Source organism: Schumannella sp. GW821-FHT10F01, assembly GCF_058809295.1.
Window position 1 is genome coordinate 289,374 of record NZ_JBXASM010000002.1, and the last position, 20,491, is coordinate 309,864.

The following is a 20,491-nucleotide window of genomic DNA, read 5'->3' on the forward strand; positions in this document are numbered from 1 at the left end:
TAGGAATCACCACCGTCGCGCGGGTCAGGTTCCGGGCAGCTCTGCCTCCAGAGCGCTTTGGATGCGCGGCACGTCGTGCTCGACGGTCGCGCGGATGATCGCGAGATCGACATAGGCGTACCCGTGGGCGATCCGATTCCGCGTCGCCCAGGCTGCGTTCCAGTCGTCGCCGAAGACGCGGAGGCGGAGCCCGTCGGAGGCGGACGCGATGCACTCGATCGCCGACGCGAGGCGGAGGCTCACGGCATCCGCGACGGTCTGGTCGTCGAGGTCCGCGCGCTCGAGGTGCGAGCGCAGCAGCCGAAGGTGATCGAGTGCGTCCCGTACGAGTTCGTCGTCGGTCCGGCTCACAGCGGCACCGCCTCAGCAAGGGCGCGTGCCGCGATCTTCTCCCGGAGACTGCTGCTCGGGACGACGTCGACAGGTGCACCGATCAGGCTCGCGACGTGCTCCTCCAGGCGGGCGAGCTCGAACAGACTCGGGGGTCTGTCGAAGTCGACGAGCAGGTCGAGATCGGAGTCTGCTCGATCCTCTCCGCGACTCACGCTGCCGAAGATGCGGACGTTCCGCCCGCCGGCGTCCTTGACTGCCGACAAGACGGAACTTCGGGCGGTCTCGACGGCCCGTGCGAGCGGTGTCCGACCGCTGAAGCGAAGGAGGCGGGAGACCTCGGGCTGGCTCCGTCCGATCGCCTCCGAGATCTGTCGCTGTGTGAGGCCCGCAGCGGCACCTTCGCGAGCTGATGCCACGAGGAGCGACTTCGCTCGCGCGCGAAGTGAATCCGCTTCCCGCGCTCGCTCGCGCAGTCTCGCGACAAGCTCGGCATCCTGCATATAGCAAATACTATCAACCGAATCGCCATAGCGAATAGCAATGGCAAGGGGACTGGAGCGACCCGCGGCAGGTCGTCTCGGGGAGTTCGCTCACCCGTTCGTCGGGCGCGAATAGGCAAACGCACGCTGACGGTGCTTCTCGCCCTGTCCTGCCGCCCGTGTCGGCCTTCGGCCGCACCCCAACCTCCCGCACTCTTCGTTCCTCATCGTGAGGGAGGTTGGGGTGTTCACACGGGCGGCGGGACAGGGCGAGTAGTGCATCAGAACGCCATCCACGAGGAGCGACTTTCGATTGCGACCATGACTCTCAACACAGAAACCGAGGCGATCGTCAGGGACGTCCGGTTGCGGCAACGGTTCCGTCCTGCATTGGCTGCTACGGGGCAACTAATGTCTGCCCCGGTCGCGGTAACCTCCGGGCATGGTCGCTGCGCCCACTGATGAGGAGATCATCCGTCAGTGCCTAATCGCCGTTAGCGACGGTCCTTTCTTCAGCGACGACGAGTTTCAAACCGTGTTCGGGCTCGATCGCGAGCAGGTCCTCCGGATCGCTGGGACGTGGCCGAATCACCCGCAACAGGATGACCAGCGGGTGGCAGTTCAGAACACGCTGAACAACCTCCTCGGCTACCCGATCGACCATCGTGCGCGATGGGGGGACTGGATCCCAGTGAGCCCACACGAGCTCGCGATCGTGCTTGATCGGTGGCTCAACCAGAACGACGAGCGCGCTGGCGGCGAGGGCTACTTCGGGCGGATGCGGTGACCGAGCGCAACAGGCGTTTGCCGCGAGAGGCAGACCCTCACACTGCCGCGAGTGAGTTGCTCGGCAACCGGTTCGCGCCGATCACGTCTCGCATCGGGTTCATCGAGGCTCCTCTGCAACGAGTCGCGGAGGCGCTCATCGACTGGCGGACGGATCTCTTCGGTGAGCCGCAGAGAACAGATCTACCTGCTGCTCCACTTGCGCTCGCTCTCCGACGGCTCGAGCCATTGCATTTCGACCATCACGTCCGAGAGCTACTCGTCGCGACCGGCCCTGGGTGGACCGCTTACTTCGACGGCAGTCGGCTCGGGACTGATCCCGCCGGCCCTTGCGCCATACTCTCGGAGCGGCTTGGAACCCGTGCGCTCGACGTCGACTCCTGCCCTCCCGAGTCCAGTGCAAGGTCGCCGTTCGGTTCCCGGCAGTGGGCTCTGACCGGACCCGCGGGCAACCATCGCGCCATATCGGTCACGCAAGACACCGGCAAGTGGTCATTCGAAGCGTGGGGCGATCCGCAGCCGTTCGAAGAGCTCGAACCGTACGGGGCGCGCCCTGTCACGGAACGCTTCACGCACGACATGCTCGACCGGTACTCGCGCGCAGTCGGGGTTCGCCCTTTCGACGACGACTTCTACCCGGGTCCGTCGGTGCTGATCCACAATCCCGCTGTGCACGACTGGGCGGGCGCAGGAGTATCCCTCGCCGAGGTGCGGCGCGAGCTGGATCTGGACTAACCCCGCTTTGCCCTCGCGCCCCACGACTACCTAGGCGGGCGCGTCTGCCCACATTTTGCCCACACTCGGACGAAATCAACGGTGTCCGCATGTGATCTCCGTGCGTCGAGAACGCTGAAATTCCGGGGATGTTGCTGGATCCAGCCCGCCGCCGCGGGCCACTATTGGAGTTCGAGTCCCAGGGGCACCGTCCCGGATGCAGGGAAGTCCCGACCGGCGGGTGTCTGCGCGGAGGCGATCGCCAGACGTCTCGCCGTCTGTCTCCCTCGATGCCGCTGCGCTCGCGACCGGCTTCCTCAGATTCACGTCACCACCTTCTCGCGGTCCGGTGGCGCCTGCCAGCGCTGCGGTCCGGTCGTCGCCGAAGACGCGCCGTCTCAGGGGCTCACGCGGAGTATGCATGCGCGCCTCTGGCGCGGTCGGCTATTGACATCGAAGCCGTCGCTGGGCAAAATCTGAACGTGTTCAGAAACGAGTCGGACAAAGGTCGTCGCACGCGCGCCGCCATCGCGGATGCGGCCATCCGCTCCTTCCGCGAGAAGGGCTACGAGGCGACGACGATCCGAGCTCTGGCCGACGAGCTCGGCATGTCCGTCGGCGCCACGAACTACCACTTCCGCAGCAAGAACGAGCTGGTGGAGGTGCTCTACGAGCGGGTGCAGGATGACCACCGCGACGCTGCACTTCCCCTCCTCGACGGCGTGGACGATCTGGTCGAGCGGCTGCGAATCGTGCTGAGTGCCGGATTGGACACCCTGGCGCCGTTCCACGAGTTCGCGCCCGGCTTCCTCGAGGCGGCCGTTTCGCCACGGTCGCCGATCAATCCGCTCGGCACCGAGGTGTCGCCTGCCCGCGATACGACGATCTCGCTGCTCCGCGAGGTGGTCGACGGAGCGAGCACGAAGCTGCCGAAGGAACTTCGCGAGCTCATGCCCGAGGTCCTGCTTATCGCCTGGCTGCTCGTCGCGATGTTCTGGGTCTACGACCGGTCCGATGATCAGGCGCGCACCCGCCGGCTGGTCGACGGCGGTGCGACTCTTTTCGGGCTCGCGCTCCCGCTGCTGCGCGTGCCGATGCTCCGCAAGCCGTTGCGGCAGTTCACCGAGCTCGTCGCAGAGGTCGTGCGATGAACGCCGCGGCTCGCGCCGACGCATTCGACCAGCTCATCCGGGCCGCAGCGCCGGACCTGCCGGATGCTGCAGAGTTGCGCGTTCGCCCGACGCCCGCGCTCGATCGATGGGGCGTCGCGATCGGCGGCACGGTGACCGTGGGCGTGTTCGTCGTCCTCTGGCCCTTCTCGACCCTGATCCGGTCCAGTCCCGACATGTTCATCGTCGTGCTGTTCCCGCTCTTCGGAACCCTGCCCGCCGCAGCCGTGGTCATCGCCGACACGCTGCTCGTCGGCGTTCCTCTCGTGCTCGTGACGCAGCGGCTGCTCCGCGACGTCGCGTCCCCGATCGCGCACGCCGCGGTGCATGCCGGCCTCGGCGCGATCGGAGCGATCGTGCCGTTGGCGATCTGGCTCGCGCTGGTCGTGAACGATGCTCTCGAACCGTGGATGGGCTTCGGCGTGCGCCCGGCCTTCGCGCTCCCGCTGATCGCCTGCGCCATGTTCAGCAGCCTCCTCGGCTGGTTGGCCGGATGGAGGGCGACGGTCGCGGCGCGGACGAGGACCACCGCCGACGGGATCCGCAAGCTGGGCTTCAGGGATGGCGACGGCTCGCGATGAGTGCGCCCCCAAGCCCACTGCCGGTCACCGGCGAGAACCTGCGGCGTGGTGCGGTCGCCTCCTGGGTGGCCTTCGTCGCGTTCTGGTTCGGTGGAATGCTCATCGGAGCGGCGGTAGGTGCATTGATCGACGCGGCGGATCGGACGACCGCGGCGAACAGCACGGGAACGCTGTGGGTGCTCGCCTATGGAACGCTGCCCGCCGTCCTGATCTCGGGCCTGCTGGTGCTCGTGCTCGGCGTTCCGCTCTCCGGTGTGCTCGGCCACCTGCTCCGCCACATCGGTCGCCCTGCGATCCACCTCGCAGTGCAGGCGCTCGCCGGCATCCTGGTCGCCGGCGTGCCGGTGGGACTCGGGGCGCTCGGGTTCGGAACCGGCGCCGGTCAGGTCTGGACGAGCCCGATCACGGTCATCGTGCTCGGCGCGGGCGGCGCGTCGTCGGCGATCGGATGGATGTGGGCGCGCCGGGCCTGGCGCCGTCGACCGGCGACCGCATCCGCCCCGGTGACGCGCGCGACGTATCCGGGAAGCCGGGTCTGGTGAGGCGCCGCCGAGTCGAGCGCCCGGCCTACCGCCGGCGCCAGCTCCCGAGCACGTGCAGCAGGGGCAGCGCGGATGCCCCCATCAGCACCCAGCCGAGCACCTCATCCGTCGGACGCAGCAGCACGCCCGCGACGAGCAGCCCGGCGAAGAGCACGGCCGAGACCAGGCGTCCGATCGACCGCTCCACCGAACGGAGGCGGCGGTCCAGCTCCGGCGTGCGGACGGCGACCTGGCCGCGATCGAGGCGCTCGGTGAGCTCCTCGACGCGGCGCGGCAGCCGGGCGAGGGTCGACGCGTAGGACAGCGCCTGCTGCGGGAGATCGCGGAGCGTCGACGTGCCCGACGCACTGAGCACGGTGCGGGCGAACGGGTCGACCGAATCCCACATGTTGAAGTCGCGATCGAGCGCGCTCGTCACGCCGGAGGTGAGCGAGATCGTGCGGATGAGCAGGAGGAAGCTCTCCGGGAGCTGGAACGGCATCGCCCGGATCGTCTCGCCGAACTGGCGCGCGAAGGCCTCGAGCTCGCGCTGGTCGATCTCGCGGAGCTCGGCGACGCCCATGCCGCCGAACCGATCGAACGTCGCGGTCATTGCGCGCTCGAGCTCGTCGGTGTCGGCTGAGCTGAGGAGCACGCCGAGCCGCTCCAGGGCCGTGATCAGCGCGCGGCCGTCTCGGGCGACGACGGCGAGGATGAAGTCGCGCAGCTGGGAGCGGAGGGTGTCGGAGATCTCACCCATCATCCCGAAGTCGACGTAGGTGAGGTGCCAGGCGGGGGCTTCGACTGGGGAGGCTTCGACAGGCTCAGCCGTCCGGTCAGGGGAGGCTTCGACAGGCTCAGCCATCCGGGTTGGCGTGACGAAGATGTTCCCCGGGTGCGGGTCGGCGTGGAAGAAGCCGTGCACGAAGATCTGCTGGAACGTCGACCTCGCGAGCTCCTGCGCCACCTCGACCGGGTCGATGCCGGCGGCGCGGAGAGCGGCGACATCCGAGATCTTGATGGCCGTGACATCCGAGAGGGTGAGCGCGCGGAGGGCGGTGCGGTCCCAGACGACGACGGGCCCGGCGATGCGGGCGTCGTCGGCGAAGTCCGACTCGAAGCGCTCCGCGTTGGCGGCCTCGTGGAGATAGTCGATCTCCTCGAGGCTCGTGGTCGCGAACTCCTCGACGAGGGCGGGCGCGTCGACGCGGCGAGACACGAGCTTCACCCGGGCCAGCCAGCGCGAGACGCGGCGCAGCGCCGCGAGGTCGACGTCGACGATCGCCTCGATGCCCGGGCGCTGCACCTTCACGACCACGCGGTCGAACCCGAGATCGGCGGCGAGCTCCGGTGAGAGCCGCGCCCGGTGCGCCTGCCCGAGCGAGGCGGCGGCGACCGGGATCGGGTCGAACGACGCGAACGCCCGCTCGAGCGGCATCCCGAGCTCCGCCTCCGTCTGCCGGCGGATGTCGTCGAAGCGCTCGGCCTGCACCTCGTCCTGCAGGCCCTCGAGCTCGCGCGTGATCTCGGGCGGGAGGATGTCGAGCCGCGACGACAGGAACTGGCCGACCTTGATCATGAGGCCGCCGAGGTCGGCCGCGAGCACCGCGAAGCGCCGGGCGAGCCGCTGCAGGCGCGGGATGCGCCCATGCGCGGCGAGTGTGCGCAGGCCGAAGCGCGGCAGCACGAGCTCGAACCACCACGCCTGCACGAGCGCGCGCGCCGCGAAGCGCATGATGCGCCGATACCGCGCCCGGAGCGCGGGGTCCGCGCGGGATGCCGAGGCGGCGACGTCGCGCTGGCGGTCATCCGCCGGCGGCACGCCTCAGTCCTCGGCGAGGATCGCGTAGAGCTTGCGGCGCGCCTCGTCGATGACGGCGACCGCGCGCTCGGACTGCTCCGGGGTGCCGCTCTGGGCGACCTGCGCCGCGGCCTGCGCGAGCTTCGCGCCCGCCTTCGGCAGGGCCAGGTTGCGCTCCACGTCCTCCCGCATGTCCTCGCGACGGCGACGCGGCTCCCAGGGCAGCGGGCCGCCGGCCGCCTCGGCGGCGGCCTCCCGCCCGGCGGCGGTCAGCGAGTGCACCTTCCGCTCGCCGACCTGCTCCGCCGTCACGAGGCCCTCGTCGGCGAGCAGCTGCAGCGTCGGGTAGATCGAGCCCGGGCTCGGCTTCCAGACGCCGCCGCTGCGGGTCTCGATCGCCTGGATCAGCTGGTAGCCGTGCATGGGCTCATCGAGGAGGGCGACGAGGATCGCGGTGCGGATGTCGCCGCGGCCCATCCGTCCGCCGGCGGGACGTCCGGCGTCGCGGGGGCCGAACGCGTCGCGGAGGCCGTCGACGGCCTCCCAGAGGTCGAACCCGGCCGAGGAGGAGGTGCGCATGGGGGGCCTTCCGTTGGGTGGAACGCGGAATCGCCGGCGGCTGTCAGCGATACCGGACGATACATCGGCGAGGTGGGGGACGGCTGGGCTCGTTCGGCGTCCGCCGCGACAGACGCCGTCCGTCGTCGGGGGCAACGGTTAGCGTGTGCGCGCGGGCATCGCGGCGCGCCGACCGCGGCCTCGAACCGCGCGGAGGAGCCTCATGGACGAGTCGACCAACAGCATCGAGCGGATCTCGCCGGCCGAGTTCCATCGAGGTCCGGGCGTCGAGGACTGGCGCGTCACCGCATCGGGACCGCAAGCCGTCTTCCGCGCGGACTCGCTGGAGGAGGCCGCGGCGCTGCTCCCGCCGATCGTCGAGGCCTCCCTGCGGTTCGGCATCCTGCCGGATGTGGACGTGCGTCCCGAGGGCGTCGTGGTGCGCGTGCAGGACCGCGACTTCGAGGGCATCCCGGCATCGGCTGTGGGGTTCGCCGCCGCCGTGTCGTCCGCGGCCGCCGAGTTCGGGCTGTCTGCCGACCCGTCCCTCGTCCAGTCGGTCGGCATCTACGTCGCCCAGCACTCGCGGGCGGACGCACGCCCGTTCTTCCGCGCAGCACTCGGGTACGACGACCTCGGCGACACGGATGCCGTCGATCCGCTGCGCCGCGGACCCCAGCTGGCGTTCAATCCGATCACGGGCGACGTGCCGCGACGCGGGCGAACGCACCTCGACGTGTCCGTGCCGACCGATCAGGCCGCGGCCCGGGTCGAGGCGGCGCTCGCCGCAGGCGGTCGGCTGGTCGACGACTCGCATGCGCCGGACTGGTGGACGCTCGCCTCACCTGACAACCACGGAGTCGACATCGCCGCGTGGCCGGACGCGGCCGGCTGAGACCCCAGTCCGGGGCGCACCGGCCCCGTCGCTAGCAGATCGTGCGCGAGGTGTGGCATCCTCGACAACGCCGGGGGGCACGTGATCGCCGCCTGGCATCACCGCGCGTCGTTCCCGCGATGCGCCATTCCCAGGGGTTCATCCAGCGTGTTCGCGTCGCTTCGTCGTCGGCGGTCGTCCTCGACCGCATCCGCCTCTCCCGTCGTCCGCCTCGTCGCGGGCGTCGGCGCCGCCGCCCTCGTGGGCGCCGCGGCCGTGGTCACCGGTCCCGTGGGAGCCGCGGTCGCCGCGCCGCTCGCGTGCGACCAGAACACCGTCTACACGATCAACAGCGGCAACGTCTACACCGCCAACGTGACGGCGCAGACCACGAGCCTGCTGACGAACGGACAGGGCGGCAACGCCATCGGCGCCACCGTCGGCGGCACCGCGCTGTACAGCGTGAACACCACCACCCTGTACAAGTACGACGCGATCGCGAGCACCTCGTCGCAGGTCGCGAACGCGACGAGCATCTCGAGCCCGGTGCGCGGTGCGATCGATCCCGCGTCGGGCATCTTCTACTACGCCGGCACCGCGTCCGGCGCGTCGCTGCCGATCTACGGCTACCGCACGACTCCCGGCGCCGGATCCGACATCGGCCAGGTCGCCTCGCTCACGGGAACCGGCGTCACGGGCAGCGGCGGCGACATCGCCTTCAGCCGGGACGGGACGATGTTCCTCCTCGCCGGGACGAACATCCTCCGGGCGAACGGCACCCTCCCGGCATCCACCGGGACCACCGCGATCTCGACCACGTCGATCCGCACGCTGTCGAGCTCCGGTGCCGGCATCGCGTTCGCCAAGGACGGCTACCTCATCGTCGCGTCCGGCTCGAACCTGCTGACGATCGACCCGTCCACCGGCCAGCAGGTGGGCACCACCTGGGCGCCGGGCATCGGCACGATGAGCGACCTCGCGTCGTGCACCTACGCCAACACGACGACCGCCACGTCGAGCATCCCGGTGCGCGCGGACCCCGCCGACCAGTTCACGCTCGCCGTGAGCTCCGGCGGCACCACCATCGCCGGACCCACCGCCAGCACCGGCACCGCCACGTCGGTCACCACCGGCCCCGTGCTCGTCGTCGGCGGACAGCCCTACACGGTCAGCCAGACGCCGTCGGCATCCGTCGACCCGGCCCGCTACCGCACCACCTGGGCCTGCACCCTGCCGAACGGCACGGTCGTGAACTCGGGCACCGGATCGACCGCCTCGTACACGCAGCCGACGTCGACCACCGACGCGAGCTCCGACGTCACGTGCTCGTTCACGAACGCGCTCATCGCCCACGCTGTCGACGACTCGGCGACGGCCGTCGCCGGCGCCCAGTCCACCTTCACCGGCCTGCTGGCGAACGATTCCGGCCAGGGCGCGCACATCACGTCGGTCGGATCGGCGACGACCGCGCAGGGCGGTTCGGTCGCGCTCAACGGTGCCGGCAACCCCGTGTACACCCCGGCCCCCGGCTACTCCGGACCCGACAGCTTCACCTACACGATCACCGACGACTTCGGGAACACCTCCACCGCGACGGTCGCCATCACGGTGGCCCCGAAGGCGAACGACGACACCCGCACGGCCCGCGCCACCGGATCCACGACGCTCACCGACCTGCGGACCAACGACTCCGGCACAGGACTGACCATCGTCTCGGCCCAGTCGCCCTCCGCGGGCGGCTCCGTCTCCGTCGTGGGCGGCAACGTCGTCTACACGCCGGCGGCCGGCTACGTCGGCACCGAGACCTTCACCTACACGGTCCGCGACACGGCCGGCGGCACCTCGACCGCGACGGTGACGATGACCGTGCCCGCGGCTCCGGCAGCGGCGAACGACTCGCGCACCGCGCCCTCCGGCTCGGCGACCACGTTCACCGACCTGAAGACCAACGACACCGGCACCGGCATCGCGATCACCGCCAGCAGCGCCGCGAGCACGCAGGGCGGCAGCACGACCGTGGTCGGCGGCGACGTGCGCTACACGCCCCCGACGAAGTTCTCCGGCACGGACACCTTCACCTACACGATCACCGACTCCGCCGGTGAGACCTCCACCGCGACCGTGACGGTGACCGTGACGCCGACGGCGGCGGCCGACACCGCGACGGTGCCGGCCGGCTCCGGCGCCACCCCGGTCACCGGGCTCCTCGACAACGACAGCGGCAGCGGCCTGTCCATCACCGGCGTGACCGCCGGCACCGGCGGCACCGTGACGCTCGTCGGCGGCGTGCCGCAGTTCACCCCGGCTGCCGGTTTCTCCGGCGCGGCGAGCTTCAGCTACACCGTCACCGACTCGAGCGGCCGCACGAGCACCGCGACGGTGACCGTGACGGTGCCGCCGGCCGCCGTCGATGACGCCCGGAACGCCCAGGCGGGCACTCCGATCGTCTACACCGACCTCCGCGCGAACGACGGCGGTGCCGGCCTGACCATCACGGGCAGCAGCGCGGCGAGCTCGCAGGGCGGATCGACCACGGTCGTCGGCGGGAACGTGCGCTACACGCCGCCGGTCGGGTTCTCGGGCACGGACACGTTCACGTACACCGTGACCGACTCGAACGGCACCGCGTCGTCGGCCACCGTGACCGTCACCGTGAGTCCGACGGCCTCCGGCGACTCGGCGACCGTGCCCGCGGGTGCCGGCGCCACGCCGATCCCCGGACTCCTGACGAACGACTCGGGCAGCGGACTGACGATCACGTCCGTCGCGCCGGTGACGGGCGGCACGGTCTCGCTGAGCGGCGGCATCCCGCAGTTCACGCCGACGCCGGGATTCTCCGGCCCGGCGAGCTTCACGTACACCGTGACGGACTCGCACGGTCGGACGTCGACGGCGACCGTGAACGTGACGGTCACGCCGACGGCGGCGGATGACACCCGGACGGCTCCCGCGGGCTCGCCCACCACGTTCGCCGACCTCACGTCGAACGACTCCGGGTCCGGCCTCGCGATCGTGTCGGCCGGTCCGGCCTCGCGCGGCGGCACGGTGTCGGTGAACGGCGCGGGTGCCGTGGTCTACACCCCGGCGTCCGGCTTCTCGGGCACCGAGACGTTCGAGTACACCGTGCGCGACTCCTCCGGCCGCGAGAGCACGGCGACGGTCACGGTCGACGTCGCGCCGGCCGCGGGCGCGGACCAGCGCAGCACCACCGCGAACACGCCGGTCGTGCTGACGGATCTGACGTCGAACGATGCCGGCGCCGGCCTCACGATCACCGCCGTCTCGGCGACGGGCTCGCAGGGCGGCACCGTCCAGCTCAACGGCGGCTCGCCGCGGTACACGCCGCCGACGGACTTCTCGGGCACGGAGACGTTCACCTACACGGTCACCGACTCCACCGGTGCGACCTCCACGGCCACGGTCACGATGACCGTCGTGCCGGCCGTCGGCGCCGACTCGGCCGACACGGTCGCGGGCGTCGGGATCGCCGTCCCGGTGCTCGACAACGACCGCGGCTCGGCCCTGACGATCGTCGCGATCGGCACGCCGACGCGCGGCGGCACGACGGCTCCCGGAGCGGGTGGTGCCATCGACTACACGCCGGCCGCCGGCTTCTCCGGCATCGACACGTTCACCTACACGGTGCGCGACGCCTCCGGCCAGGAGGTCACGCAGACCGTGACCGTGCGCGTCGCGCCGGATCCGGACGACGACGCGCTGAGCACCCCGGCGGGCGCGCAGCTCACGATCGACCCGGCCGACCTGACGGACAACGACACCGGCACCGGCCTCACGGTCACCGCCGTCAGCGGCGCGACGGGCGGCACGGTCGCCATCGACGGCGCCGGGAACGTCGTGTTCACGCCGACCCCGGGCTTCTCGGGCACCGCGCAGTTCACCTATACGGTGACCGACGCCGACGGACTGACGGCGACGGCCGTCGCCCGGATCGTGGTGGGCAACAGCGCCGCCGCTGACACCGGCACGGTCGCGGCGGGCAGCACGCTCACCACGACGGCCGCCACCGGCGTGCTGGCGAACGACTCGGGCACCGGCCAGACGGCGGCGCTCGACCAGTCGCCGGCCCACGGCACCGTGACGCTGAACCCCGACGGCTCGTACAGCTACACGCCCGCCGACGGCTTCTCGGGCACGGACACCTTCACCTACACGGCGACCGACTCGTCGGGCCAGGAGTCGACGGGCGTGGTCACCATCACGGTGACGCCGACCGCCGTCGCCGATCAGCTCGCCGTGGTCGCCGGCTCGGCGCTCTCGGTCGACGGACCGGGCGTGCTCGACAACGACCTGGGCTCGCAGCTCACGGTGATCGGGTTCTCCGCGGCAGCCCACGGCACCGTCGTGATCGGCGCTGACGGCGCCGTCGACTACACGCCGACAGCGGGCTTCTCGGGCACGGAGACCATCACCTACCGGGTGCGCGACGCGTCGGGCCAGGAGACGACGGCGACGCTGACGATCACGGTCGGCGTGCTCGCCGTGGACGACACGGCGGCGACCCAGGCCGGCAAGCCGGTCACGGTGCCGGCGGCATCCGGTCTGCTGGCGAACGACTCGGGGTCGGGGCTCACGGCCGCGCTCGCGACCGCGCCGCAGCACGGCACCGTCGTGGTGAACGCGGACGGCTCGTACACGTACACGCCGGCGGCGGGGTACTCGGGCACCGACACCTTCACCTACACGGTGACGGATCAGAACGGGCTCACGGCGACGGCCACGGCGACGGTCACCGTCCAGCCGCTGGCGAGCGCCGCCGGTGACACGGTCACGGCGACGCCGGGGCAGCCGATCACGCTCGACCCGCTGGCGAACGACACCCCGACCGGCGGAGCCCAGTGGATCCGCTCGTCGCTCCGGCTCATCGACCCGGCCACAGGCGTCGCCGGCACCACGGTCACCGTGCCCGGTCAGGGCACCTGGACGGTGCTGTCGGATGGCCGAGTGCGGTTCACGCCGGTGCCGGGCTTCTCCGGCGTCGCCGGCATCCAGTACCAGGCCGAGGACACGGCGGGGAACGTCACGCGAGCGGCGATCTCCGTGACGTATCCGGCCGGCCTCGCGGTCACCGGCGTGGAGGGCGTCGGCCTCGGGCTGACGGGCGCGCTGCTGGCCATCGCGGTCGGCGGCGGACTGGTGCTGCTCCGTCGACGCGGCCTCAGCCGAGGCTGATGCCCGCCTGATCCCGTCTCGTGAGGGCCCCGTCGCGCAGCTGCGCGGCGGGGCTCTCCCGTTCCCGACCGCTGGTCGGTCTGCGCGCCGCTCGCCGCTAGCCTGGACATGATGAACACGCCCGGCACCTCCGCGCCGGTTCCGCGGCTCGCGCTCGTCACCCTCACGATCATGCTGACGGCGATCGTGCTGCGATCCCCGATCGTGTCGGTCGCGCCGGTCACGACCGAGATCTCCGGCGATCTCGGCGTCGCGTCCGGAGTCATCGGGCTCTTCACCACCATCCCCGTGCTGTGCTTCGCGCTGCTCACGCCGATCGTCGTCGCGCTCGTGCAGCGGCTCGGAGCGGAGTTCGCGCTCGTGCTGTGCCTCGTCGGGGCGGCGGTCGGGTGCGCCATCCGCTCGAGCGACGGACTCGGCGGCGCGCTCGCCGGCACCGCCGTGCTCGGCGCGTTCATCACGATCGGCAACGTCGTCGTGCCGGTGCTCATCGCCCGCGACTACCCGCCCGCGCGCGGCCGCCTCATGACCGGCGTCTACACGGCCGCGATCAACGTCGGCACGATGACCGTCACCCTCACGACCGCACCGCTCGCCTCGGTGATCGGATGGCGCGCCGCCATCGCGCTGTGGGGGGTCGCCGGACTCGCGGCCGTCGCGGTCTGGATCGGGGCGCAGGGTCCGCGTCGCGCACTCGTGCCGACGCCGGTGCAGCACGCCGAGCCGGGGGAGGGCCACGAGTCGAACGTGCTGCGTCGTCCGCTGACCTGGTTCCTGGCGTCCGCGTTCGCGGGGCAGGCCTTCGCCTACTACGGCACCAGCGCGTGGCTGCCGACGCTGCTCCGCGACGCGCAGTACGACGCCTCGTCGGCCGGCGCGATCTCGTCGGTCTTCCAGGTGTTCGGCATCGCGGGCGCGCTCCTGCTGCCCCTCATCGCCGGCCGCCTCGGCATCACGGCCGGCATCGCCGCGGTCGCCGTGACCTGGCTCGCCGCGCCGTTCGGCTTCGTGCTCGCGCCGCAGCTGTGGTGGCTGTGGGGTCCGATCGCCGGCTTCGGCCAGGGCGGCGGTCTCACCATCATCTTCATCGCGATCGTCGCGGCGGGCGGCGGCTCTCGCGCTGTCACGGCGCGGTCCGGCACCGTGCAGGGCATCGGCTACGCGGTCGGCGCCCTCGGCGCGGTCGTCGTCGGCAGCCTCCACGACATCGCCGGGTCGTGGGCGCTCGCCTTCGCGCCGATCCTCGCGGGCATCGTGCTGTTCGGCGTCATGGGCACGCTCGCCGGGCGGCGGATGGCGCCCGGGCGATCGGCGCCGCCGGACAGCGCTCGCGGATCCTGACCCTCTTTTCGAGCGCCTCGAGCCTGTCGGACCCCGGTGGGACCCTCGAGGCATGGACGAGACGACACCGCACGTGCTGCGTCAGACCGACATCACCGGACGCGGCGCCAGCCTGAATCCGTTCCTGCTGCTCCCCGATGCGGCCGGGTTCATCGACTTCGCGACGGCCGTCTTCGGGGGCGAGGAGGTCGCGGACGCCCGCACGCCCACGCCGGACGGGCGGCTCATCCACGCCGAGGTGCGGCTCGGCGACGGGCTGATCATGCTGTCCGACCCGCAGGACGGCTGGGATCCGCATCCGGGCCTGCTGCAGGTCTGGGTCTCGGATGCCGCCGCCGTGCTCGCGGAGGCCGTCGCGCGCGGCGGGCGGATCGTCACGCCGCCGACGCCGTTCTACGGGTCGGTGACGCTCGCGCGCCTCGAGGATCCGTGGGGCAATCTGTGGTGGATCTACCAGCCCTCGCCCGGGCAGCCCGATCCGACGCCCGCGTGGGAGGGAGGGTCGGATGTCGTGTTCCGCACGCTCGATGAGCACCTGCGGGCCCGCGCCGGGAGCTGACGACACGAGAGGACGTGCTCACTCCGGCTGCCAGAGCTCCACGCGGTTCCCCTCCGGGTCGGTGACCCAGCCGAACCGGCCGATGCCGTCGAAGGCGGGTGTCTCCTCCGCGATCTCGGCGCCGGACGCCCGCACCTGGGCGAGCATCGTGTCGAGGTCGCGCACGCGGAAGTTCAGCATCACCTGCTGCTGGCGCGACCCGAAGTAGTCCGTGTCGCGCTCGAATCCCGCGACGACCGTCGGACCCGGCTGCGGCTGCTCCCAGGTGCCGTTCGCGTCGAGCTCGAGCCCGAGCACGTCGCGGTACCAGGCGGCCAGGGCGGTCGGGTCGGAGGCGCGGAGGAAGACCCCGCCGATGCCGAGCACGTGTTCCATGGGCTCAGCGTTGCACGGGTGGGCGAGCCGGCGTCGGTCGGTCAGCGCGTTCCCGGTCGCAGCCAGTCCGGCGGCTCGTCGCGCGTCCGTCGCGGTCGGTAGTCGGCCCACGCCTGCCGGTAGCCGCGGACGCCGAGCAGCATCGAGCCGACCGCCGCGGCGACCCCGACGACGATTGCGATCGGCACGACGGCGCCGAGCGGCGCGCCCGCAGCCCCGAGTGCGCCGCCCAGGATGAGTCCGATCAGGGCGGCGTTCACGAGCCCGATGAGGAAGGCGGAGCTGCCCAGCACCTGCGACGCATCGCCTCGCCGGCGCAGCAGCGAGTAGGTCTGCGCCATACCGCGCTGATCGTCGGCCACCGCCTCGAGGAAGTACTGCTCGACGGCCGGGTCGAGGTCGACGTAGCCCCCGCGCAGCCGGTTCATCGCGACGACGAAGCTCATGTCGTCGTCGGCGACGTTGAAGACCCGGAGCTGCGTCATGAGCCCGATGACCAGCAGGAAGCCGAGGATCGACAGCGCCGCCGGCGCGAACCAGCCGGCGAAATCCGTGGCCTGTCCGAGCAGCCCGATCGTGACGAGACCGGCCGACACGAGCGTCAGGAAGATCGTGATCCGCGTCAGCACCTCGCTCTGAGCAGTGCTGCGCGCCGCGAGAAGTCCCCAGTGCTCCGTCGCGAGGATCTGAGCGCGACGAGCCAGGGCGGCGTCGTCGAGCGGCGTCGCCGAAACCTGCGCGGGAACGCCGCCGCCTGGCGCGACCTCGGACACGGCGTCATCGTCCCACCCGGCGCGTTGCCGCACCAGGGGCGGATGATGATCGGATGGAGCGCCCTGCCACCGCATCCGACGCACCGTCAGAGAAGGGTCCACGTGCGGCGTGGTCTCCCGACCAGCTCGCGGTGCTGGATGGCGCGCACGAGATCGAGATCGCCATCGAGCGTGAGGGCGGCGGCGTCGGGCGATTCACGCCGATCTGGGTCGTGACGGTCGCCGAGCGGGTGCTCGTGCGCACCTGGTACCGCCGCGAGACCGGCTGGTACGGGGGAGTGCTCCGCTCCGGCCGGGCGCGGATCCGGGTCGGCGGCGTCGAGCACGCGGTCCGAACGGAGGCCGTCGACGATCCCGATGCTGGCACCGCGTACGTCGCGAAGTACGGCGCCGCGGGCGCGACGTCCATGATCACGCCGGAGGCCTCCGAGACGACGCTGCGGCTCACGCCACTGGGCTGAGTGCGGCCGGGCTGAGCGCGGGACTGCGGGCGCCCGATCTGCGGTCGCGGCTAGGGTCGAGGCGATGGCCGTGCCGATCCCGTTCCGTCTCGCCGAGCACGCGGACGACCCGGCGTGGGCCGGCTGGCTCGCCGCACTGCCCCGGCTCGTCGAGGACCTGCTCGGCGGATGGCGGCTCGCACCGGACGGGGATCCGCTCGCCGGCAGCTGCGCGCTCGTGCTGCCCGTGCGCACCTCCGCCGGCGACCGGGCCGCGCTGAAGGTGTCGTGGCCCCACTGGGAGGCGGAGACCGAGCACCTCGCGCTCCGGTACTGGGACGGGCGGGGCGCCGTCCGGCTGCTCCGCGCCGACCCCCGGCGGTTCGCGCTGCTGCTCGAGCGCGCGGACCCGACGCGCGCGCTGTCGGATGTGCCGGTCGACGACGCGCTCGAGATCATCGCAGGGCTGTATCCGCGCCTCCACGTCGCACCACCGCCGCAGCTGCGCACCCTGTCGTCGCTGGTCGGGGAGTGGGCGGACCGGCTGCCGCGCCTCGCGCACGACGCTCGAGTGCCGCGCCGGCTCGCCGAGCACGCGCTCGCCGTGGCGCGCGACCTCGCCGGCGATGCGGCCACCGACGGCACGCTCATCCACACGGATCTGCACTACGAGAACGTGCTCGGCTCGCTCCGCGACGACGAGCCGTGGCTCGTGATCGACCCGAAGCCGCTATCGGGCGACCCTGCCTACGAGATCGCGCCGCTGCTCTGGAACCGCTGGGACGAGCTGCCGCAGGACCGCATCAGAGACGGACTGCTCGGGCGGCTGTGGGTGATCGCGCAGGCGACCGGCTGGGACGAGGACCGCATCCGCGACTGGGCGCTCCTGCGCGAGGTCGCCGAGCTGCAGGAGGACGCGGAGGCGGGGACGCTGGCGACGGACCGGCTTGACCGAGGAATCCAGTTCGCGAAGGCGATGGAGAAGTAGGGCCGTTCGACCTCGGATTCCTGAGCTTGTCGAAGGGCCGCGCGCCGACCGCCGGCTGAGGAGGGCGCTCCGGCGCCCGTCTCGAAGCCTCCGTCCGAGCAGCACGCGCTGTCCGACCCCAGGCGTACCGTCCGAACGTCACCCCGACCGAGCCACCCCGAAGGAGCTCCCCATGCGCTACGCCGCGACTCGCATCATCACCGACGACGTCGAAGCCCTCACGCAGTTCTACGAACGAGTCACCGGCCTCACCGCGAACCGCATCCACCCGCTCTTCGTCGAGCTCCCGACCGAGTCGGGCACCCTCGCGATCTCGAGCAGCCAGACCATCGCGGCGATGGGCGAGGGCTCCGTCGAGCCGCGCGCGAACCGCACGGCGATCCTCGACTTCCTGGTCGACGACGTCGACGCGATCTACCCGACGCTGAAGGACGTCGTCGAGGTCTTCGTCAACGAGCCGACGGACATGCCGTGGGGCAACCGCTCGCTCCTGTTCCGCGACCCCGACGGCAACCTCGTCAACTTCTTCACCCCGCTGAGCGAGCAGGCGAGGGCGCGGCACGGGCTGGCTTGACGACTTCGGACGGCTGAGCCTGTCGAAGCCCTGCAATCCGGCCGTCGCTTCGCGCCCGCCGCGCGCGGACCGCCCGATAGCCTCTGCGGATGGCGGACCCCCGATCGACAACCGGCGGCTACCGCTTCAGCGCGCGGTTCATCCGGGTCGTCACCGCGGTGCTCATCGTGCTCATGGTCTCCGGGCTCGCCGCCGGGATCGCCATCGGCATCGCGAGCGATGGCGTCGAGGGGGATGCGGGCGACGCGATGTCGGCCATCGGCGCCGCCACCGCGATGGGCTCCATCGCGGTGCCGCTCATCATCGCCGGAGTGCTCGGCGGCGAGGCGATCCGCCGCGGCGGCGGGATCATCGGCCTCCTCCTCACGACCGGGATGCTCGCCGGCGGCTTCGGCTGGTCGGCAGGCGGGCGCGACCTGATCGCGAGCACGCTCGGCGAGGGGTGGATCCTGCCCATCGCGGTCTACGCCGCGATCGCGATCGCCGTCGGCGTGCTCGGCTTCTGGGCGATCGGCTGGATCGCGAAGGTGCCCGTGTGGATCGGCGGCGGCGGGCCGGGCGCCCCGCGCGTCGTGGTGCGCGGGACGAGCGACCGTCCGGACGACATCGTGCTGCCGAACAAGCTGGACGGCCGGAAGCGGAAGCGCCGCCGCTGAGCGGCGAGAGCGCGCATGGCGGCCAGGAGTGCTGAGCAGCGGCCGACGCCGACTCGAGCCAGCTGACGACCCCGCCCGAGACCTCAGCTCGATGCGATGATCGCCGCCGTACTCGCGGACACGGTGGCCGCGACCGTCGCCGCGGCCACCGATGCCGCGGCGCGCGTGACGGCCTCGTTCACCGCGGCCGGACCCCACTCGCCCTGCTCGAGCGCCTTCGCCCGCTTCGCGATCACCTTGCTGGTCGGCAGCTTCGGCCGCAGCGAGCGCAGCGCACCCGAGCCGGAGAGCAGCCCGATCAGCGCGGCCATCCGGGCATCGGGCTCTGCGCCGTCCTCGAGCACCGAGCGGATGCCCTCCCGCAGCTCCGCCTCGTGCGTCGCCTCGGCGGCCGGCCACTTCGTGGTGCGGAAGACGCCGAGCACCCGCCCCGACTCCCTGCGGATCAGGCCGCGCGTCTCGAGCCGGTCGAGCACCGGCTGGCGCAGGCGCCCGCCGAGCTTGAGCAGCAGCGGCTGCACGCGGCGCTCCTTCTCGGCGACGGTGTTCCAGGCATCCTGCAGCAGGTCGTCGCCGAGCGGACCGTCGCCCAGCGTCACCACGATCGGGCCGCTCAGCGGCCCAGGGCGCGTCTCGTCGATCCCGACGCGCTCGCGCAGCGCGAGCTCGGTGAGCACCGCCCCGCCGAGCACGTAGGGGAGCGTGCTGGCCGCCTGCACGGACGCGCCGTCGTCGTCCAGCAGAAGCAGCATCAGGTCGTCGACGAGGGTGAGCTCGGTCATGGGCTGGTCCCTTCTCCATGCGTGGTGCGGTGCTGCATCAAGAGCACCACGGCCGGGTCCGCGGCGCATCCCTCTCGTGGCGGAACGGGAGGATCCGCGGTCCTCCATCGGATGGCTGAGTCTGTCGAAGCCGCCCCGCGTCGACCCCGGAGGGCTGAGCCTGTCGAAGCCCGGCGCGCCCACTCGGCTCCTGAAACTCCTCCGAGATTCGAACCATCACCCGCGCCGTGAGGAGCAGACTCGCCCCGTGACCGACGCGACGCCAGCTACCCGTCCGACCGCCCTCATCATCGGCGCCTCCCGCGGCCTCGGCCACGCGATCGCCGCCGAGCTCGTCTCCCGCGGCTGGGACGTGATCGGCACCGTCAGGGATCCGAACGCGCAGACCCCGCTCGCCGAGCTCGCGGCTGAGCACCCGGACCACGTCCGCGTCGAGCGCCTCGACGTGACCGACACCGCCCAGCTGACACCGCTGCACGACGCGATCGCGGACGACCTGGCCGGTCGCCCGCTGGACTTCCTGTTCGTCAACGCCGGCACCACGAGCAGCGAGGACCTGCCCGTGGCGGAGGTCTCCACCGAGGACTTCGTGGACGTCATGGTCACGAACGCGCTGAGCCCCATGCGGGTGATCGCGTCACTCGCCGACCTCGTGCCGGCCGACGGGATGATCGGCGTGATGACGTCGGGTCAGGGCAGCATCACGAACAACACGAACGGCCTGCGGGACGTCTACCGGGGCAGCAAGGCGGCGCTGAACATGTACATGAAGGGACTGTCGGCGCGGGAGTCGGAGGTCGACCGGGCGCTGCTGCTGATGGCGCCGGGCTGGATCAAGACGAGCCTCGGCGGAGCCGATGCGCCGTACACGATGGAGCAGAACGTGCCGAAGATCGTGGACGTGATGGAGGCGAAGCGCGGCCGGGCGGGGTTGGAGTATCTCGACTTCACGGGTGCGACGGTGCCGTGGTGAGGGTTCAGCCCGACGGCTGAGGAG

General features: G+C 71.7%; 21 protein-coding genes. 14 read left to right on the plus strand and 7 right to left on the minus strand.

Going from position 1 to position 20,491, the window contains the following annotated elements:
* Positions 1-24 precede the first annotated feature (24 nt).
* Both AC1RSJ_RS04530 and AC1RSJ_RS04535 read right to left on the minus strand, forming a co-directional pair.
* Positions 25-351 (minus strand): HepT-like ribonuclease domain-containing protein, encoded by a 327-nt coding sequence (locus AC1RSJ_RS04530; RefSeq protein ID WP_493117150.1) that lies wholly within the window; start codon positions 349-351, stop codon positions 25-27.
* Complete coding sequence (locus AC1RSJ_RS04535) at positions 348-833, minus strand: nucleotidyltransferase domain-containing protein (protein ID WP_493117151.1); 486 nt, start codon at positions 831-833, stop codon at positions 348-350. The genes AC1RSJ_RS04530 and AC1RSJ_RS04535 overlap by 4 nt, the downstream gene beginning before the upstream one ends.
* A gap of 421 nt (positions 834-1,254) precedes the next feature.
* On the opposite strand from AC1RSJ_RS04535, the gene AC1RSJ_RS04540 reads away from it, so the two are divergent.
* The 5 genes from AC1RSJ_RS04540 (at position 1,255) to AC1RSJ_RS04560 (ending at position 4,604) form a co-directional block, all read left to right on the plus strand.
* The gene (locus AC1RSJ_RS04540) at positions 1,255-1,599 is read left to right on the plus strand and encodes a hypothetical protein (RefSeq protein ID WP_493117152.1); all 345 of its coding nucleotides are present in this window, start codon (positions 1,255-1,257) and stop codon (positions 1,597-1,599) included.
* On the plus strand, positions 1,596-2,333 hold the full coding sequence (locus tag AC1RSJ_RS04545; RefSeq protein ID WP_493117153.1) for a hypothetical protein: 738 nt from the start codon (positions 1,596-1,598) through the stop codon (positions 2,331-2,333). Before AC1RSJ_RS04540 ends, AC1RSJ_RS04545 begins: the two co-directional genes overlap by 4 nt.
* 269 nt (positions 2,334-2,602) lie before the next feature.
* On the plus strand, positions 2,603-3,463 hold the full coding sequence (locus AC1RSJ_RS04550; RefSeq protein WP_493117154.1) for a TetR/AcrR family transcriptional regulator: 861 nt from the start codon (positions 2,603-2,605) through the stop codon (positions 3,461-3,463).
* The gene (locus AC1RSJ_RS04555) at positions 3,460-4,062 is read left to right on the plus strand and encodes a hypothetical protein (protein ID WP_493117155.1); all 603 of its coding nucleotides are present in this window, start codon (positions 3,460-3,462) and stop codon (positions 4,060-4,062) included. The genes AC1RSJ_RS04550 and AC1RSJ_RS04555 overlap by 4 nt, the downstream gene beginning before the upstream one ends.
* The gene (locus tag AC1RSJ_RS04560) at positions 4,059-4,604 is read left to right on the plus strand and encodes a hypothetical protein (RefSeq protein ID WP_493117156.1); all 546 of its coding nucleotides are present in this window, start codon (positions 4,059-4,061) and stop codon (positions 4,602-4,604) included. Before AC1RSJ_RS04555 ends, AC1RSJ_RS04560 begins: the two co-directional genes overlap by 4 nt.
* A gap of 25 nt (positions 4,605-4,629) precedes the next feature.
* Here the strand turns inward: AC1RSJ_RS04560 and AC1RSJ_RS04565 are convergent, their stop codons facing one another.
* Positions 4,630-6,318 carry an ABC1 kinase family protein gene (locus AC1RSJ_RS04565; protein ID WP_493117218.1) on the minus strand — a complete coding sequence of 563 codons (1,689 nt, stop codon included), beginning with the start codon at positions 6,316-6,318 and terminating at the stop codon, positions 4,630-4,632.
* Positions 6,319-6,408: 90 nt separating this feature from the next.
* Positions 6,409-6,963, minus strand: a complete 555-nt coding sequence (locus AC1RSJ_RS04570) for a PadR family transcriptional regulator (protein ID WP_493117157.1) — start codon at positions 6,961-6,963, stop codon at positions 6,409-6,411.
* Between the two features lie 202 nt (positions 6,964-7,165).
* On the opposite strand from AC1RSJ_RS04570, the gene AC1RSJ_RS04575 reads away from it, so the two are divergent.
* From AC1RSJ_RS04575 to AC1RSJ_RS04590, 4 genes are all read left to right on the plus strand, one after another.
* Positions 7,166-7,837, plus strand: coding sequence for a VOC family protein (locus AC1RSJ_RS04575; RefSeq protein WP_493117158.1), 672 nt, complete (start codon positions 7,166-7,168; stop codon positions 7,835-7,837).
* A 147-nt stretch (positions 7,838-7,984) separates the two neighbouring features.
* On the plus strand, positions 7,985-13,006 hold the full coding sequence (locus AC1RSJ_RS04580; RefSeq protein ID WP_493117159.1) for a beta strand repeat-containing protein: 5,022 nt from the start codon (positions 7,985-7,987) through the stop codon (positions 13,004-13,006).
* Positions 13,007-13,114: 108 nt separating this feature from the next.
* On the plus strand, positions 13,115-14,347 hold the full coding sequence (locus AC1RSJ_RS04585; RefSeq protein ID WP_493117160.1) for an MFS transporter: 1,233 nt from the start codon (positions 13,115-13,117) through the stop codon (positions 14,345-14,347).
* Positions 14,348-14,399: 52 nt separating this feature from the next.
* Complete coding sequence (locus tag AC1RSJ_RS04590; RefSeq protein ID WP_493117161.1) at positions 14,400-14,906, plus strand: VOC family protein; 507 nt, start codon at positions 14,400-14,402, stop codon at positions 14,904-14,906.
* Between the two features lie 18 nt (positions 14,907-14,924).
* Here AC1RSJ_RS04590 and AC1RSJ_RS04595 read toward each other — a convergent pair whose 3' ends face one another.
* The gene (locus tag AC1RSJ_RS04595; RefSeq protein WP_493117162.1) at positions 14,925-15,281 is read right to left on the minus strand and encodes a VOC family protein; all 357 of its coding nucleotides are present in this window, start codon (positions 15,279-15,281) and stop codon (positions 14,925-14,927) included.
* 41 nt (positions 15,282-15,322) lie between these two features.
* Positions 15,323-16,054 carry a hypothetical protein gene (locus AC1RSJ_RS04600; RefSeq protein ID WP_493117163.1) on the minus strand — a complete coding sequence of 244 codons (732 nt, stop codon included), beginning with the start codon at positions 16,052-16,054 and terminating at the stop codon, positions 15,323-15,325.
* A gap of 131 nt (positions 16,055-16,185) precedes the next feature.
* Between AC1RSJ_RS04600 and AC1RSJ_RS04605 the strand changes: the two genes are divergently transcribed.
* The 4 genes from AC1RSJ_RS04605 to AC1RSJ_RS04620 all read left to right on the plus strand — a co-directional run bounded on the left by AC1RSJ_RS04605 (position 16,186) and on the right by AC1RSJ_RS04620 (position 18,712).
* Positions 16,186-16,515, plus strand: a complete 330-nt coding sequence (locus AC1RSJ_RS04605) for a DUF2255 family protein (protein ID WP_493117164.1) — start codon at positions 16,186-16,188, stop codon at positions 16,513-16,515.
* A gap of 64 nt (positions 16,516-16,579) precedes the next feature.
* Positions 16,580-17,482 (plus strand): aminoglycoside phosphotransferase family protein, encoded by a 903-nt coding sequence (locus AC1RSJ_RS04610; RefSeq protein WP_493117165.1) that lies wholly within the window; start codon positions 16,580-16,582, stop codon positions 17,480-17,482.
* Between the two features lie 172 nt (positions 17,483-17,654).
* Positions 17,655-18,056, plus strand: coding sequence for a VOC family protein (locus AC1RSJ_RS04615; protein ID WP_493117166.1), 402 nt, complete (start codon positions 17,655-17,657; stop codon positions 18,054-18,056).
* A gap of 89 nt (positions 18,057-18,145) precedes the next feature.
* Positions 18,146-18,712 carry a hypothetical protein gene (locus AC1RSJ_RS04620; RefSeq protein WP_493117167.1) on the plus strand — a complete coding sequence of 189 codons (567 nt, stop codon included), beginning with the start codon at positions 18,146-18,148 and terminating at the stop codon, positions 18,710-18,712.
* A gap of 83 nt (positions 18,713-18,795) precedes the next feature.
* Here AC1RSJ_RS04620 and AC1RSJ_RS04625 read toward each other — a convergent pair whose 3' ends face one another.
* A complete protein-coding gene (locus AC1RSJ_RS04625; protein WP_493117168.1) occupies positions 18,796-19,494 on the minus strand; it encodes a GOLPH3/VPS74 family protein in 699 nt (232 codons plus the stop codon).
* A 247-nt stretch (positions 19,495-19,741) separates the two neighbouring features.
* On the opposite strand from AC1RSJ_RS04625, the gene AC1RSJ_RS04630 reads away from it, so the two are divergent.
* Positions 19,742-20,467, plus strand: coding sequence for an SDR family NAD(P)-dependent oxidoreductase (locus tag AC1RSJ_RS04630; RefSeq protein ID WP_493117169.1), 726 nt, complete (start codon positions 19,742-19,744; stop codon positions 20,465-20,467).
* Positions 20,468-20,491 lie beyond the last annotated feature (24 nt).